Origin of the sequence: Pseudomonas sp. 8O (assembly GCF_902506495.1) — a bacterium.
Lineage (GTDB): Bacteria > Pseudomonadota > Gammaproteobacteria > Pseudomonadales > Pseudomonadaceae > Aquipseudomonas > Aquipseudomonas chaetocerotis.
The window spans coordinates 21,311-37,545 of sequence record NZ_LR733265.1; the positions used below are offsets into that span (position 1 = coordinate 21,311).

At 63.4% G+C, this 16,235-nt stretch carries 13 protein-coding genes; 9 read left to right on the forward strand and 4 right to left on the reverse strand.

The genetic code is table 11. The annotated features are described in order from the left end of the window. Positions 1–65 precede the first annotated feature (65 nt). The 3 genes from ompR to GV002_RS13755 all read left to right on the forward strand — a co-directional run bounded on the left by ompR (position 66) and on the right by GV002_RS13755 (position 6,063). Positions 66–803 carry a two-component system response regulator OmpR gene (ompR, locus tag GV002_RS13745; protein ID WP_106733612.1) on the forward strand — a complete coding sequence of 246 codons (738 nt, stop codon included), beginning with the start codon at positions 66–68 and terminating at the stop codon, positions 801–803. 76 nt (positions 804–879) lie between these two features. After that, positions 880–2,196, forward strand: coding sequence for an ATP-binding protein (locus GV002_RS13750; RefSeq protein ID WP_160018951.1), 1,317 nt, complete (start codon positions 880–882; stop codon positions 2,194–2,196). A gap of 42 nt (positions 2,197–2,238) precedes the next feature. Next, the gene (locus GV002_RS13755) at positions 2,239–6,063 is read left to right on the forward strand and encodes a GGDEF domain-containing phosphodiesterase (protein ID WP_256667089.1); all 3,825 of its coding nucleotides are present in this window, start codon (positions 2,239–2,241) and stop codon (positions 6,061–6,063) included. Positions 6,064–6,069: 6 nt separating this feature from the next. Here the strand turns inward: GV002_RS13755 and GV002_RS13760 are convergent, their stop codons facing one another. From GV002_RS13760 to GV002_RS13770, 3 genes are read right to left on the reverse strand one after another with little or no spacing between them, the layout of a single operon-like run. After that, the gene (locus tag GV002_RS13760) at positions 6,070–6,966 is read right to left on the reverse strand and encodes a S66 peptidase family protein (protein WP_160018952.1); all 897 of its coding nucleotides are present in this window, start codon (positions 6,964–6,966) and stop codon (positions 6,070–6,072) included. After that, positions 6,963–7,868 (reverse strand): 30S ribosomal protein S6--L-glutamate ligase, encoded by a 906-nt coding sequence (gene rimK / locus GV002_RS13765; RefSeq protein ID WP_160018953.1) that lies wholly within the window; start codon positions 7,866–7,868, stop codon positions 6,963–6,965. The genes GV002_RS13760 and rimK overlap by 4 nt, the downstream gene beginning before the upstream one ends. Continuing rightward, positions 7,865–8,302 (reverse strand): ATP-dependent zinc protease, encoded by a 438-nt coding sequence (locus tag GV002_RS13770; RefSeq protein ID WP_178094747.1) that lies wholly within the window; start codon positions 8,300–8,302, stop codon positions 7,865–7,867. The genes rimK and GV002_RS13770 overlap by 4 nt, the downstream gene beginning before the upstream one ends. A gap of 180 nt (positions 8,303–8,482) precedes the next feature. Here GV002_RS13770 and GV002_RS13775 point away from each other — a divergent pair, with 180 nt between their 5' ends. From GV002_RS13775 to GV002_RS13785, 3 genes are read left to right on the forward strand one after another with little or no spacing between them, the layout of a single operon-like run. Beyond that, positions 8,483–8,800: a metalloregulator ArsR/SmtB family transcription factor gene (locus GV002_RS13775; RefSeq protein ID WP_160018955.1), complete on the forward strand. Its 318-nt coding sequence runs from the start codon at positions 8,483–8,485 to the stop codon at positions 8,798–8,800. Positions 8,801–8,824: 24 nt separating this feature from the next. Beyond that, positions 8,825–9,787 carry an acyl-CoA desaturase gene (locus GV002_RS13780; RefSeq protein WP_178094690.1) on the forward strand — a complete coding sequence of 321 codons (963 nt, stop codon included), beginning with the start codon at positions 8,825–8,827 and terminating at the stop codon, positions 9,785–9,787. A 7-nt stretch (positions 9,788–9,794) separates the two neighbouring features. Then, positions 9,795–10,226, forward strand: a complete 432-nt coding sequence (locus GV002_RS13785) for an RNA-binding S4 domain-containing protein (RefSeq protein WP_160018956.1) — start codon at positions 9,795–9,797, stop codon at positions 10,224–10,226. Positions 10,227–10,376: 150 nt separating this feature from the next. Here GV002_RS13785 and GV002_RS13790 read toward each other — a convergent pair whose 3' ends face one another. After that, a complete protein-coding gene (locus GV002_RS13790) occupies positions 10,377–11,171 on the reverse strand; it encodes a phosphatase PAP2 family protein (protein WP_160018957.1) in 795 nt (264 codons plus the stop codon). Positions 11,172–11,387: 216 nt separating this feature from the next. Between GV002_RS13790 and hslO the strand changes: the two genes are divergently transcribed. The 3 genes from hslO to GV002_RS13805 all read left to right on the forward strand — a co-directional run bounded on the left by hslO (position 11,388) and on the right by GV002_RS13805 (position 16,183). Then, positions 11,388–12,275 (forward strand): Hsp33 family molecular chaperone HslO, encoded by an 888-nt coding sequence (hslO, locus tag GV002_RS13795; RefSeq protein WP_160018958.1) that lies wholly within the window; start codon positions 11,388–11,390, stop codon positions 12,273–12,275. 157 nt (positions 12,276–12,432) lie between these two features. Next, positions 12,433–13,974, forward strand: a complete 1,542-nt coding sequence (locus GV002_RS13800) for a phosphoenolpyruvate carboxykinase (RefSeq protein ID WP_160018959.1) — start codon at positions 12,433–12,435, stop codon at positions 13,972–13,974. 280 nt (positions 13,975–14,254) lie between these two features. Further along, the gene (locus tag GV002_RS13805) at positions 14,255–16,183 is read left to right on the forward strand and encodes a RecQ family ATP-dependent DNA helicase (protein WP_160018960.1); all 1,929 of its coding nucleotides are present in this window, start codon (positions 14,255–14,257) and stop codon (positions 16,181–16,183) included. The last annotated feature ends 52 nt before the right edge of the window (positions 16,184–16,235 follow it).

Sequence of the window (16,235 nt, forward strand, 5' to 3'; positions counted from 1 at the left end):
ACTCATGCGCCTGAGCGATAATGCCGCCACTTGCCGTCCTCAGTACGGCTGTCCAAGGAGACGCCATGACCCAGTCCGCTGCCCCTGTCGCCGAAGGCGAGAAGATCCTCATCGTCGATGACGACGCCCGTCTGCGCCGCTTGCTCGAGCGCTTCTTCGATGAGCAGGGCTATCGGGTTCGCGCAGTGGAAAACGTCGAGCAGATGGATCGTCTGCTGGCGCGCGAACTGTTCAATCTGGTGGTGCTGGACCTGATGTTGCCGGGCGAAGACGGTCTCTCTGCTTGCCGCCGCTTGCGTGAAGCCGGCAACCAGATGCCGATCATCATGCTCACCGCCAAGGGCGATGAGTCCAGTCGTATCCAGGGCCTGGAACTGGGTGCTGACGACTACCTGGCCAAACCCTTCAACCCGCGTGAGTTGCTGGCGCGAATCAAGGCGGTGCTGCGCCGTCAGGCGCCGGTGGTGCCAGGTGCGCCGGGTAGCGAGGACGAGAGCGTCAGTTTCGGCGAATATGAACTGTCCCTGGCCACCCGCGAGCTGAAGAAGGGTGAGGAAGTGCACATGCTCACCACTGGCGAGTTCGCCGTGCTCAAGGCGCTGGTGCAACATGCGCGCGAACCGCTGACCCGCGACAAGCTGATGAACCTGGCCCGCGGCCGCGAGTGGGATGCGCTCGAACGTTCCATCGATGTGCAGATCAGCCGCCTGCGCCGCCTGATCGAGCCGGACCCTTCCAAGCCGCGCTATATCCAGACTGTCTGGGGTGTGGGCTACGTCTTCGTGCCCGACGGCAACAAGTGACATGTAGGAGCGGGCGCTGCTCGCGAAAACGTTGTTTCGATTCGCGAGCTGTGCTCGCTCCTACGGTTCTGTATTGATGAAAGCCCCCTACTGGTTCCCGCAAAGCTTCTTCGCCCGCACCCTCTGGCTGGTGCTCGTGGTCGTACTGTTCTCCAAGGCACTGACGCTGGTGTACCTGATGATGAACGAGGATGTGCTGGTCGACCGCCAGTACAGCCACGGTGCGGCGCTGACCCTGCGGGCCTACTGGGCGGCCAATCCCGATGATCGCGACCATATCGCCCAGGCTGCCGGGCTCAAGCGCATCCCGCGCGACAAGGTACCGGCCAGTGAGCAGCACTGGCCCTACAGCGAAATCTTCCAGCGGCAGATGCAAACCGAGCTCGGTCCCGATACCGAAACCCGCGTGCGCGCGACCACGCCACCCGCGCTGTGGGTGCGGGCGCCGAGTCTCGGCGATGGCTGGGTGAGGGTGCCGATGTATCCGCATCCTCTGCGTGGTCAGCGTATCTGGAGCGTGCTTGGCTGGTTCCTGGGTATCGGCCTGCTGTCCACGGCCGCCGCCTGGATCTTCGTGCGCCAACTCAATGCGCCGCTCAAGCGCCTGGTCTATGCCGCTCGCCAGCTTGGTCAGGGGCGCAGTGTGCGCCTGCCGGTGGGCGATACGCCAAGCGAGATGACAGAGGTTTACCGCGCCTTCAACCAGATGGCCGAAGACGTCGAACAGGCCGGGCGCGAACGTGAACTGATGCTGGCCGGCGTCTCTCATGATCTGCGCACGCCGCTGACTCGTCTGCGCCTTGCCCTGGAGTTCATGGACCACGATTCCGAGCTTACCGAGGATATGGTGCGCGATATCGAAGACATGGACGCCATCCTCGATCAGTTCCTCGCCTTCATCCGCGACGGGCGCGACGAGCCGGTGGAGGCGCTGGACTTCTCCGAACTGGTGCGCGAAACCCTGGCGCCCTACAACCAGAACGGCGAGCGCGTGCGCCTGTGCCTCGAGCCGATCCCGCCTTTCCCGCTGCGCCGTGTCTCGACCAAGCGCCTGCTCACCAATCTGGTGGAGAACGCCCTCAATCATGGCGGTGGTGATGCCGTCGAGGTGGTCGCCAGCCTGGCCGGCGACCACAACGCGCCTTATGTGGTGCTGAGTGTGCTGGACCGTGGCAACGGTATCGATCCGGCCGAGCTGGACAGCATCTTCAACCCCTTCATTCGTGGTGATCGGGCGCGTGGTGGGCGCGGCACAGGTCTTGGTCTGGCTATCGTCAAGCGCATCGCGGCACTGCATGGTGGCAGCGTCGAGTTACGCAATCGCAGTGGTGGAGGGCTCGAGGCACGGGTGCGCCTGCCGCTCGGCCTGCTGTTGCCGCGCGACGCGGTGTAGCTGACGACCGAGCGTCCCGGCGAGGGGGATGGTGCTGGCAATATGCTGCCAAGCGCTCTGGCGCTGGGCTATGCTGTGCCAGCGCATCAATTCGAGGCCTGCATGCCCGCCGCCTTTCCCGAACGCTTGCCCTACTGGATCTGGTGGCTGCCGCTGCCAATTTTCCATCTGGCAACCTGGATTTCCCTGGCGACCCGCCTGAATGACGGGGTGGCGTTGTGTTATCTGCCTCTGGTGCTAGGCCTTGCCTTGTGCCTCTGGTGGGGGCCGCGCGTGCTGCCGGCGTTGTACCTCAATGCCTTGTTCAGCACGCCGCTGTGGGGCCTGCCCTGGCAGTGGGCGCCGCTCTATGCTCTGCCGGAAACCGCCGCCGTTGCTCTGGGCTGGTGGCTGTTGCGGCGTCAGCCTTTCGATCCCGCCCTGGGACGTTTGAGCGATCTGCTGAGGTTTCTCGCCTTCGCCGTGTTGATGCCGAGCGCGTTGGTGGCGCTCGGCTTGCAGAGCAACCTCTGGCTGACCGGTTTTCAGACCAGCGAGCAGTGGGCGCAGGACAGCCTGGCGATCTGGTTGGGCGACACCATCAACATGCTCGCCCTGACGGCGCCCTTGCTGGCGTACGGTACCCCGCTGCTGCGTACGCGCGGCTGGATAAGCGAGCCGCTGGCAGATAGCGCGCCGACGCTGAGCATCAGTCGTTCGCCAGGTGGTTGGCTGTTGGCGACTGGCATATTTCTGGTGCTGATGCTGCTCAGCGCCAGCCTGCCGGCTCAGCTCGCTCTGCCACTGCTTGGTCTGAGCATGCTGGTACTGGCGCTACGGCATGCCTTTGCCGGCGCTCTGTATGGTGTGCTGCTGGTGTACGCCGCCACCCTGCCGCTACCGCTGTTACGCGGCAGCCTGAGCTTCGGCGAGCTGGATCTGCAGCGTAGCCAGTTGCACTTTGCCGTCTTGCTGCTGATGGGCGCCACCTTGCTGGTGGGACGTGCGCTCGGCGATCTGCGCCAGGCGCTGTCGCGCAGCGCGCTGATGCAGCAGCAACTGGCCCGCGCCAATCTGGCGATGGAGGCCAGCCCGCTGGGCGTGACCATCGCCGATGCGCGCCAGGCCGACATGCCATTGGTGTACTGCAATTTCGCATTCAGCCAGATAACCGGCTACAGCGCCGAGGAGGCGCTGGGGCGCAACTGTCGTTTCCTGCTCGGTCAGGATCGCGCCCAGCTCGAGCTGCAACCGTTGCGCCGTGCCCTGCGAGAGGGGCGCAGCGGCCATGCGGTGGTGCGCAATTATCGCAAGGACGGCAAGCCGTTCTGGAACGAGGTGGTGCTGGCGCCGATGCGCGACGAGCAGGGCATCAGCCATTTCGTCGGGCTGCAGCACGATGTCACCGAGCGTGTCGAGCTGGCGGCCAAGGTCGAGCTACAGCGCTCGCAATTACTGCGTCAGAGCCATCTGTTCAGCCAGACCGAAGACATCGCCAACCTGGGCGGCTGGGTGCTGGAGATCAGCGACTACGGCATGTTCTGGAGCGATGGCTGCTACCGCATCGTCGACCGCGACATCCAGCAGGGGCCACCCGACCTGCAGCAGGTGCTGGACTACTACGACACGCCGAGTCAGACGCTGATCATGCAGACCCTGCAGGCAGCCTTGAGCGGCAGGGATGATCTGGATATCGAGGTGCGCCTGGCCGCGCGCCTGGGGGGACGCCTGGTGCGCCTGCGCGGCATGGCCGAGCGCGATATCGACGGCAGCCTGGTGCGCATCTACGGCGTGGTGCAGGACATCAGCGAGCGCAAGCGCACCGAGTCGCAGCTTCGCGAGCGAGACGAACGTCTGCGCCTGTTCTTCGAGGCGCCGCTGATCGGCATGGCGCTGACTACCCGGAGCTTTGGCTGGGAAGAGGTGAACCAGAAGCTGTGCAGCATCCTCGGTCGTAGCCGCGACGAATTGCTCGCCAGCAGTTGGCAGCAGTTGTCGCACCCGGACGATCTGCCAGTCGAGCAGGCTCATGTGGAGCAGGTGCTGCTGGGCAGCAGCGATGGCTTCGAGATGGACAAGCGCTTTCTGCGTGCCGATGGCTTGGTAGTCTTCACCCGTGTCAGCCTGCGCGCCGTGCGCGGCGGTGGTGGCCGGCAGACGCTGTTCCTGCTGCTGGTCGAGGACATCAGTGCCCGGCGTGAGGCCGAGGCGCGCTATCGAACGCTGGTCGAGCACGCGCCCGAGGCGATCTTGCTGTTCGACCCGGAGGGCGGCATCGTCGAGTGCAATGAGAACGCCCTGCGTCTGTTTCGCTATCGCCGCGATGAGCTGCTCGGCAAGTCGATTCAGAGCATCAGCCCGCTGCGTCAGGCTGATGGTCGGCTGTCCTCCCGCGCCGGCAAGGCTTTCCTGCGCCGCGCCATTGCCGGTGATGCGCCGGTGTTCGAATGGAGCCATCGCGACAGCGGCGGTCGCCAGTTGCCCTGCGAGGTGCGCCTGGTACGCATGCCAGGGGAGAGCCTGCTGATTCGCGCCAGTGTCACCGACATCTCCGAGCGCCAACGCTACCAGCGCGAGATCGAGCGCCTGGCCTACAGCGACGAACTTACCGGCTTGCCCAATCGCCGCCTGCTGCTCGATCGCCTGCAGCACGCCATGGATCGCGAGAATCGTGAGGGCAGTCTGGGCGCGTTGCTGTTCATCGATCTGGATCACTTCAAGACGGTCAATGACAGCCTGGGTCATCTGGTTGGCGACGCCCTGCTGGTCGAAGTGACCACACGCCTGGCCCGTGAGCTGCGCACTGAAGACACCCTGGCACGTCTCGGCGGTGACGAGTTCGTGGTGCTGCTCGAAGCGCTGGGCCATGAGCCGCAAGCGGTTGCCGAGCAGGCCGCAGCAGTGGGCGAGAAATTGCTGCGCGGCCTGCATGGCAGTTGCCTGATCGATGGTCATGAGCTGGCGATCAGCGCCAGTATCGGCATCGCCCTGCACCCGCTGGGCCTGCAGCAGGCCTCGGACATTCTCAAACAGGCCGATACTGCCATGTACCGGGCCAAGAATGCCGGGCGCAACGCTCTGCATTTCTTCGCTCCGGAGATGCAGGTTGCCATCGACGAACGTCTGCAGTTGCAGAGCGAGTTGCGTCAGGCCATCGCGCGTCAGCAACTGCAGCTGGTGTTCCAGCCGCAGCTGATGCTGGCTGACAACAGCGTGGCGGGCGCCGAGGTGTTGCTGCGCTGGATGCACCCCGAGCGTGGTGAGATCGGTCCGGATCAGTTCATTCCCCTGGCCGAAGAAACCGGGCTGATCCAGGAAATTGGTCAGTGGGTGCTGGAGCAGGCCTGTGCGGCGCTGGCACGCTGGCAGGCGCAATGGCCGCAACTGGTACTGGCGGTCAATCTCAGCCCGCGTGAGCTGCGTCAGGCGGGCTGCGTGGAACGTGTCGAGCAGTGCCTGCGCCAGCACGCCGTACCGGCCCAGTCCCTGGAGCTGGAAATCACCGAAGGCGTGCTACTCGAAGATGTCGAGCGCTGTATCGGCACGATGCAGCAGCTCAAGGCGCAGGGCGTGCGCTTCGCCATCGACGACTTCGGTACCGGCTACTCGTCGCTGACCTATCTCAAGCGTCTGCCGCTGGACCGGCTGAAGATCGACCGCAGCTTCGTCGCCGATCTCGACGGCGAAGCGAGTGGACGCATGCTGGTGCAGACCATCCTGATGATCGCGCGCAACCTGGGCCTGGAGTGCGTGGCCGAAGGTATCGAACACGACAGCCAGCTGGCGCTACTGCGTGAGCAGGGCTGTGCCTTGGGCCAGGGCTACCTGTTCGGCCGGCCGATGACCGAAGCGGAGTTTCTCGCCTGGATGCAGGCGCGTCAGCGCTGAGCAGCGTTACCAGCTCAGGCTGCCGCCGCCCAGGCGCGCCCGCTGGCCGTAAGACCAGGGATAATTGCTGTCGCCATGGCCACTCGGCAGGTCGGCGTACAGGGCTATGCCCAGCGGCGCGAGGTATTCACCGATGATCTGTTCCAGGCTGTGGTGCACGCCGCGCCGCGGGCAGTCGGTGAAACTGCCCAGGCACACCGCGCGTGGGCGCTTCCCGGCGAAGCTGTGCAACAGTTGCCAGAGGCTGCGTTCAAGGCGGTAGTAGGGCTCGCCGACGTCCTCCAGTATCAGGATCGAATCTTCCGCCAGGCGCAGCTCGGCATGGGTGCCGCAGACGCTGGCCAGGGCCGTCAGGTTGCCGCCCTGCAAGGTGCCCTCGATGACATGCCGCGGGCCGCTGATATGGCGCAGCGGCAGTTGCTGGTGCTGGCCCTTGAGCAGGCTCCATAGCGCTTGCATCGAGGCCAGGCGTTCACGCTGACCACCGGGCGCTGACAGAGCCTGATGGCCGAGCGCCGTGGCCACCGGCCCATGAATGGCTGGAAGACCCTGTTGGGCAAAGGCCTCGAGCAGAATCGACAGATCGGAGAAACCGATCAGCGGGCGCGGGCTGGCCTGGCGCAGCAGCGCCCAGTCGATATCCGCCACCAGTTGTGCGCAGCCGTAGCCACCGCGCAGGCACCAGACGGCGCTGATGTCCGGCAGGGCGAAGGCCTGGTGCAGGTCTTCCAGGCGTTGCTCCGGCGTACCGGCCAGGTAGCGATGCCGGGCGCGCACGTGCTGGCCCAGGTGGTAGCGGATGCCCAGCACGTCGAGCTGCGCCAGGGTCGCCTCGAGCACGTCTTCGGCGATGGCAGAGGCTGGCGCGATCAGCGCCAGGCGACCGTCGAACACTGGCCTCATCCGCGGCCCTTGGTGCGGGTCTGGCCGGGTTCGGCGTTCTTTTCCAGGTACTGGATGATCATGCCGGCGACGTCCTTGCCGGTGGTGGTTTCGATGCCCTCCAGGCCGGGCGAGGAGTTCACCTCCATCACCAGTGGGCCGTGGTTGGAGCGCAGGATGTCCACCCCGGCGACGTTCAGGCCCATCACGCGGGCCGCGCGTACGGCGGTCATGCGCTCTTCCGGGGTGATCTTGATCAGGCTGGCGCTGCCGCCGCGATGCAGGTTGGAGCGGAACTCGCCGGACTTGGCCTGGCGCTTCATCGCCGCGATCACCTTGTCACCGACCACGAAGCAGCGAATGTCGGCGCCGCCGGCTTCCTGGATGTACTCCTGGACCATGATGTCCTGTTTGAGGCCGAGGAATGCCTCGATCACCGACTCGGCCGCCTTGTGCGTTTCGGCCAGTACCACACCTATGCCCTGGGTGCCTTCCAGCACCTTGATCACCAGCGGCGCGCCACCGACCATCTGGATCAGGTCGGGAATGTCGTCCGGGGAGTGGGCGAAGCCGGTCACCGGCAGGCCGATGCCCTTGCGCGACAACAGTTGCAAGGCACGCAGCTTGTCGCGCGAGCGGCTGATGGCCACCGACTCGTTGAGCGGGTAGACGCCCATCATCTCGAACTGGCGCAATACCGCGCAGCCATAGAACGTCACCGAAGCACCGATGCGAGGAATCACGGCATCGAAGCCCTCAAGCGCCTGGCCGCGATAATGGATCTGCGGTTTGTGGCTGGCGATGTTCATGTAGGCGCGCAGGGTGTCGATCACCTGCATCTCATGGCCCTGCTGCTGACCGGCCTCCACCAGACGGCGAGTGGAATACAGACGCGGGTTGCGCGACAGCACGGCGATCTTCATTGGGCACCTGGAAGGGACGAGGAGAGTGAGGGTTTGTCCTGCACATAGCTGAGTGCCGGATTGACCACCAGTTGGCCGGTGATCAGCGCCTTGGAACCGAGTAGTACGCGATAACGCATGGTCTTGCGGCAGGCCAGGGTGAACTCGACCGGCCACAGGCGATCGCCGAGGGCCAGGTGCGTGCGGATCACGTAGCGGCTCTGCGCCTGGCCATTGGAGCTCTTGATACGTTTCACCGAGACCATCTGCGCCTCGCAGCGATGGCGGCGTTGCACCTGGGTACCGAGGTAGGCGGTGAAACGCACCCAGTTCTCGCCGTCCTTCTGGAACGGCTGGATATCGCTGGCGTGCAGGCTCGAGGTGCTGGCGCCGGTGTCGATCTTGGCGCGCAAGCCAATGATGCCGAGCTCGGGCAGATTGATCCACTCACGCAGGCCGATCACGCTGAGCTGGTCGAAAGTCTTCAAGGCGGCGTTCCAGGGTATTTGGATGGGCATTCTAGACAGGGCGCATGACAACCGCACCTGCCCACATGGTTTTTGCTTGATCCAGTTGTCACCTTTTTCTTTTAGGCATATAAGCAATTAACTAAGTTGTTAATTGTGGTGGCACGAATGGACGCTAATCGAATTTTTGAGGCGCTGGCTTCAATGCCGCGTAGGCAGATACTGGCCTATCTTTCCGCGCAGGAGCTGACAGCGGGAGAAATTGCCAGTCGCTTCGATATGAGTGCCCCTGCCATTTCCCGTCATTTAGCTGTACTGACTACGGCCGGATTGGTCGTAAGCGAGCGACGGGGGCAGTTCGTGGCTTACCGGCTTAACCCCGACAGCTTGCTGAATACCCTGCTCGGTTTTGCTTTTGAGGTCTGCCCGACGGGTGGGCAACTCAAGCGCGAGTCTGAGGCGCAGGCCAAGAAAGCGTCTGAATGAGCCGGTGTCCCGGCGGAGGAACATATGGATATATTTCCGCAGAGTCTGAAAAGTCATCGAGTCCAGTTGGGGGCGGACGTCGAAAACGGTGAGGTTCATTGGGAGCCGATACGTTCCCTCTGGTTCAGCACGATGGCCCTGGGAGCGTTGGTTGGCGGTACGCTGACATTCAGTTGGTCTGCACTTGTGCTGTTTGTGGTTACGACTGCTTTTGTTTTGCTGTGCGGGCATTCGTTGGGCATGCACCGAAAACTCATCCACGAAAGCTTTCAGTGCCCCAAGTGGTTGGAATACTTCCTGGTCTATTGCGGTGTGCTGGTGGGGCTCTGCGGACCACTCGGCCTGCTGCGTACCCATGATTTGCGCGACTATGCCCAGCGGCAGAAGGCGTGTCACGACTTCTTTGGCCATCGGCGTTCGCCGTTGGTGGATGCTTGGTGGCAATTGCATTGTGAGTTGCGCCTGAGACAGCCACCGGAAATTCTGGTTGAGGCTCGAGTCGAGGAGGACCCGGTTTATCGTTTCCTGCAAAAAACCTGGATGCTGCAGCAACTGCCCTGGGCTCTTCTGTTCTTTGCTATCGGTGGTTGGGGTTGGGTGTTCTGGGGTGTCTGCGCCCGAGTCACCGCTGGGGTATTTGGCCACTGGTTGATTGGGCATTTCGCCCACCGTCATGGTGACCAGGCACATATCGTGGAAGGCGCGAGCGTGCAGGGTTACAACGTGCCTTTCGCTGCCCTGCTGACAATGGGCGAATGTTGGCATAACAATCACCACGCGTTCCCAGGGTCTGCAAAGCTGGGGTTGTATAAGGGCGAGTGGGACCCGGGATGGTGGGTGCTTTTGGTGCTTCAGCGAATGGGGCTGGTGTGGAACTTGAAAACACCTGCCGACCTGCCTGTACGTGAAGAGTTGCGCCACGTTCACCGCCGCTCCAGGTGTGAATGTAGGGTGCGGGCAGGCATGAAGCGATGGTTATGGAGTTGAGAGAGCATTGAGCGAAAAAGACGACGACAAGATTCGCCTGGACAAATGGCTGTGGGCGGCACGCTTCTTCAAGACGCGCGCCCTGTGCAAGGCCGCTATAGAAGGTGGAAAGGTTCATCATCGTGGCGAGCGCTGCAAGCCGGGCAAGGAGCCGAAGATCGGCGACGAATACGTGCTGCGCACCGGTTTCGACGAACGCACGGTGGTCGTGCTGGCTCTATCCAGCGTGCGTCGTGGCGCGCCCGAGGCGCAACTGCTGTATCGCGAAACGGAAGAAAGTATCGCTCGCCGCGAGCAGGCTGCGGCGATGCGTAAGGCAGGCGCCGTGGGTGTGCAGACCGACGGCCGGCCGAGCAAGAAGCAGCGGCGGCAGATCCATCAGTTCAACGAACAGCAAGAAGGTGGCCTGCGCCATCCCTGGGCGGATGAGGACGAATAGCGTTACCTGGCCGTAGGGTGTGCTGTGCGTACCTAAACTTCACCGACCGATGTTGGTGCGCACGGCGCACCCTACGGTTGGCGGCAGTAGCCCGGATGAAATCCGGGGGAATCATCTCGACCTTCCCCGATTGCATCCGGGCGATCTCGTTCAGCGTCCGCTGACGATGCTCAGGTGGCCCAACAGCGGCAGCTTGGTCAGGCGCAAGGTGAGCGGCAGGGTGATCTTTTCCAGCCATTCGCTGGCGCGATGACCCAGTGGGGTGTAGCAACCCCAGGCCAGGGCCAGCAGGCTGAGGAACACGCCGCCGACGAAAGCATCCGCCCCCCAGTGGGCGCCGGCCACCAGGCGCGGCAGTATGCCGATCAGGGTAATTGCCCAGACCAGCAGCAGGCGCCAGCCACGGGCGAAGAAACTCATGAAATAGGCCCAGATCAGCAGCACCGAGGCGTGATCACCGGGAAAGCTGCGACTGGCGCTGTCCTTGAGGTTCCAGCGCTCTTCCCAGGCCGGGAACATCTCGGTCAGGCGGGCACCGCCTTCTACCACCAGCGACGGGCTGGCATGCTGCCAGCCCATGTAGTCGACCAGGTCGGAAAACAGCACACGCATCAGTAGCATCACTGTCAGGACGACCAGAAAGGCGAACAAGGCCCGGCGCACCTGATGGCCTTCGAAGACCAGGCCGGCCTTGAGCATCACCGCCAGCATCACCACGCCGACGCCCAGGTCCACCGGGCGCATGCTGCCGATTGCCCAGATATGTGCCCACAGGCCACCAGCATGCACCGGGTCGTTGAGCAGCTTGAACAGCCACAGGTCGAAGGCGTCCCATAACTCGCGTGTGGGCTGCCACAGCCAGCTGACGAGCAGCGCGATGGCCACGACATGGCAGACCAGCACGGCGCGTAGGTGCCAGTGGCGATTGATGAACGTGCTCGACATGGGAATTCCCTTTGCAGTTTTATGACAGGCCAACTCCAGGCGCGCGGATGATAGGCAGTGCGCGCGGCAGTACAAGGGCAGCCGAGCGCTCGTTCAGTCGAGGTTCAGGGCCTGGCTTCTGCTGTGTGAGCAGGCGCACATGACGGTCGGGCCTTGGTTGTGATGGCGTTTGTGCATAAAATCGCCAGCCTTTTTACAGACTCTGGGCTAGCCGCCATGAACGACTTCAGTCAACGTTTTCTCTTCGACGACACCGACGTGCGGGGCGAAATGGTCGCGTTGCGCGAAAGTTACGCCCATGTGCTGGCCAAGCACGCCTACCCGCAGCCAGTGGAGCAGCTGCTCGGCGAGATGATGGCCGCCGCGGCCCTGCTGGTTGGCACCCTCAAGTTCGATGGTCTGCTGGTACTGCAGGCGCGCTCCGAAGGCCCGCTGTCGCTGTTGATGGTGGAATGTTCCAGTGCGCGTGAACTGCGCGGTATCGCCCGCTATGAAGCTGAGCAGATCGGCGCCGATGCCGACTTGCAAAGCCTGATGCCCAATGGCGTGCTGGCCATCACCATCGATCCGACCCGGGGCCAGCGCTACCAGGGCATCGTCGACCTGGATGGCGTCGACCTGGCCGAGTGCCTGTCCAACTATTTCGCCAGCTCCGAGCAACTGCCGACTCGCTTCTGGCTCAAGGCCGACGGCCAGCGTGCTCGCGGTCTGCTGTTGCAACAGCTGCCACCGCACCACCAGATCGAGCCCGAGGCACGCGCCGAGAGCTGGAACCATGTGCTGACCCTGGCCGACACCCTGAGCGCCGAAGAGCTGCTCGGTCTGGACAACCCGACCCTGCTGCATCGCCTCTACCACGAAGAGAATGTGCGTCTGTTCGATGAGCAGCCGCTGGAGTTTCGCTGCAGCTGCTCGCGTGAGCGTTCTGCCAGCGCCCTGGCCAGCCTCGGTCAGGCCGATGCCGAACTGCTGCTGGCCGAGCAGGGTGGCAGCGTGGTGATCGATTGCCAGTTCTGCAACGAGCGTTATGCATTCGACGCTGCCGATATCGCCCAGCTGTTCGCCGGCGCTGGCAGCGAGGCACCGTCGCATACACGACATTGATGAACTTTTCTGAACGATAGCCGTTCTCTATCAGATCGGAGGATGCCAAGCAGTTCGCTTTTCTGGCATACTCCCGCGACTTTTTTACCGTGTAGTGCAGTTGCCCCTGCACTACACAACGTTCGGAAGACTCGGCCAGTGGCCGACGGGGACCCTCATGACGCAAGCCAACAACGCCGTGTACACCGACATCAGCGCCGCGCAACTGGTCGAAGAAGCCATTCGCCGTGGTGAAGGGGAACTGGCCGCCAATGGCGCGCTGGTCGTACGTACTGGTCATCGCACTGGCCGCTCGCCGGCTGATCGCTTCATCGTTCAGGAGCCGAGCACCGAGGCGCAGATCGCCTGGGGCGCCATCAACCGTCCGTTCCCGGCCGACAAGTTTGACGCCCTGTGGGATCGCGTCGCCGCCTTCAACGACGCTCAGGAGCACTTCGTCTCCCACGTTCACGTCGGTTCTGCCGAAGAGCACTACCTGCCGGTCAAGATGACCACCGCGACCGCCTGGCAGAACCTGTTCGGACGTCAGCTGTTCATCAACCCGACCACTTACAACCAGGCTGGCAAGGGCGAGTGGCAGATCCTCAACGTTGCCAACTTCGAGTGCGTGCCTGAGCGTGATGGCACCAACTCCGACGGCTGCGTGATCATCAATTTTGCCGCCAAGAAAGTACTGATCGCCGGCATGCGCTACGCCGGTGAAATGAAGAAAGCCATGTTCTCCGTGCAGAACTTCCTGCTGCCGGAAAAAGACGTGCTGCCGATGCACTGCGCCGCCAACATCGGCGAAGAGGGCGATGTCACCCTGTTCTTCGGCCTGTCCGGTACCGGCAAGACCACCCTGTCCGCCGACGAGTCGCGTTACCTGATTGGTGACGACGAGCACGGCTGGGGCGAAGGTGTGGTGTTCAACGTCGAAGGTGGTTGCTACGCCAAGTGCATCGACCTGTCCGAGAAGAACGAGCCGGTGATCTGGAAAGCCATCCAGTTCGGTACCGTTCTGGAAAACGTCGTGCTCGACGAGCAGCGTGTTCCCGATTACGCCGATGACAGCCTGACCCAGAACAGCCGCGCCGCCTACCCGCTGGAATACGTCGAGAAGCGCAGCGAGAAGAACCTGGGCGGCGAGCCGAACGCCGTGATTTTCCTGACCTGCGACCTGACCGGCGTACTGCCGCCGGTGTCGATCCTCAACAACGAGCAGGCGGCCTACCACTTCCTGTCCGGCTACACCGCGCTGGTCGGTTCCACTGAAATGGGTTCGGGCGGCGGCATCAAGTCGACCTTCTCCACCTGCTTCGGTGCACCGTTCTTCCCGCGTCCGGCCGGCGTATACGCCGAGCTGCTGATCAAGCGCATCAATGCCTTCGGCTCCAAGGTCTACCTGGTCAATACCGGCTGGACCGGTGGTGGCTACGGCGTTGGCAAGCGTTTCAACATCCCCACCACTCGTGGTGTGATCGCCGCCATCCAGAGCGGCGCGCTGATCGGTGCCGAGACCGAGCACCTGCCGATCATCAACCTGGATGTGCCCAAGTCGGTTCCGGGCGTCGAGACCAACCTGCTCAACCCGCGCAACACCTGGGCTGACAAGAATGCCTACGACGAAGCCGCCAAGGGCCTGGCCAAGCTGTTCATCGACAACTTCCAGAAGTTCGATGTCAGCGACGCCATCAAGAACGCCGGGCTGCAGCTGTAAGCTGACCTGCGCTCTCTGACAAAGCCGCCTGCGGGCGGCTTTGTCATTTATGAAGGCCAAGTGCGCCGTAGGGCGGGTGAAACCCGCCATGGCCAGAGTGGCGGGTTGCACCCGCCCACGAGACTTCCCGGATTTCATCCGGGCTACATACTTTGTCATTTCCGGGGTAGGGTGCGCCGTGCGCACCGGCTTAATACGGCAATACGTTGGTGCGCATGGCGCACCCTACCCAACCGCGTTATGGTCATGGGCCATTCGGCGGTCAATGGAGTGACAGCGCATGTCCACCCTCAAACGTGTCTTCGGTTTCGATCACCTGCGTCCCGGTCAGGAAGCGGTGATCAGCGCCGTACTCGCCGGCCGTTCAGCGGCGGCGATCTTCCCCACCGGCTCCGGCAAGTCGCTGTGCTATCAGTTGCCGGCTTTGCACCTGCCACACCTGACAGTGGTCATTTCGCCGCTGCTGGCACTGATGCAAGACCAGTTGGCCTTCCTGCATGCCCATGGCATCGCGGCGGCGAGCATCGATTCGGCGCAGAGCCGCGAGCAGGCTGCCGAGGTGATGAATCGCGCGCGCAGTGGCGAACTGAAGATCCTGATGATCTCGGTGGAGCGCCTGAAGAACGAGCGCTTTCGCAATTTCATCGCTCAGGTGCCGATCTCGCTGTTGGTGGTCGACGAGGCGCACTGCATTTCCGAGTGGGGCCACAACTTTCGCCCGGACTACCTCAAGCTGCCCGACTATCAGCGTCAGTTCGGCATCGGCCAGGTGCTGCTGCTCACTGCCACGGCGACGCCCAAGGTGATTGCCGACATGCGCGAAAAATTCGCCATTGCCGAAGCAGACGTGGTCACCACTGGCTTCTATCGGCCCAACCTCAATCTGCTGGTCGAGCCGGTGCCTGGCGGCGCCAAGGCGCAGCGCCTGCAGCAATGGCTGGCGCCGCGCCGCGGCCAGGCAAGCATCGTCTACGTCACCCAGCAGAAGACCTCCGAGCAGGTCGCCGAGCGCCTGGCGCGAGACGGTCTGGCGGTCAGCGCCTACCACGCCGGCATGGCGCATGAGGCACGCGAGTCGATCCAGCGGCGCTTCATGGCTGGCGAGCTGGAATGCATCGTCGCCACCATCGCCTTCGGCATGGGCATCGACAAGCGTGACATTCGCAACGTGGTGCACTTCGACCTGCCCAAGTCGGTGGAGAACTACAGCCAGGAAATCGGTCGCGCCGGCCGTGACGGCCAGGCTTCGGACTGCCTGGTGCTGGCCAGCCGCGATGGGCTCAGCGTGCTGGAAAACTTCGTCTATGGCGATACGCCGGAGCTCGATGGGATTCGTGCCGTGCTCACCGACCTGCGTGCGGTCGGCACGGGCGGGCAATGGGAGCTGATGCTCGGGCAACTGTCGGAGCTGAGCAATATCCGCGCGCTGCCGCTCAAGACCCTGCTGGTACAGCTTGAACTGCGCGGCATCATCGCGCCGCGCTACGCCTACTTCGCCGAATACCGCTTCAAGCTGTTGCTGGACGACGCGGCGTTGCTGGCGCAGTTCGAGGGCGAGCGACGTCAGTTCGTCGAGGCCATCCTGGCCTGCTCGCGCCGCGCGCGGACCTGGAACACCCTGGATTTCGATGTGCTGTATCGCGACCATGGCGCCGAGCGCGCGCGGGTGGTCAAGGCGCTGGATTACTTCCAGGAGAAGGGCTGGCTGGAGCTGGAAAGCAAGCAGATGACCGAGGTCTACGCCGTACTCGATGGCGGCTTTGAGGTCGAAGTCCTGGCCAATGATCTGCACGCGCACTTCCGCGGCCATGAAGCCAGCGAGATCGCCCGTATCCAGGCCATGCTCGCGCTGTTCGAGAGCCGCGAATGCCTGAGCCGGCGCCTGGCGCTGTATTTCGGCGATGAGCAGGCGCCCGAGCGCTGTGGGCACTGTTCGGTGTGTCGGGGACAGGTCGCCACTTTGCCACAACCGCCCGAGTTGCCCTCTCTGCAAGGCCGCGATGCACAGGCGCTGTGCGCCGCCTTCGTCGAGAAGCACCAGCAGCACGCGGGTAACAGGCCGAGCTGCGAGTGCCTGGCGCGCTTTCTCTGCGGCGTGCCCACGCCGCTGTTCACCAAGCTCAAGGCACGCCAGCTGGCCGGTTTCGCTGCACTGGAGGAGTACCCCTACGCCGAGGTGCGCGGTTGGTTGGCGGCGTCGTTCGCGTAGGGGCGCCCAGGCGTGCGCACCAGGGATTGCGCGCAAGGCATTGGTGCGTACG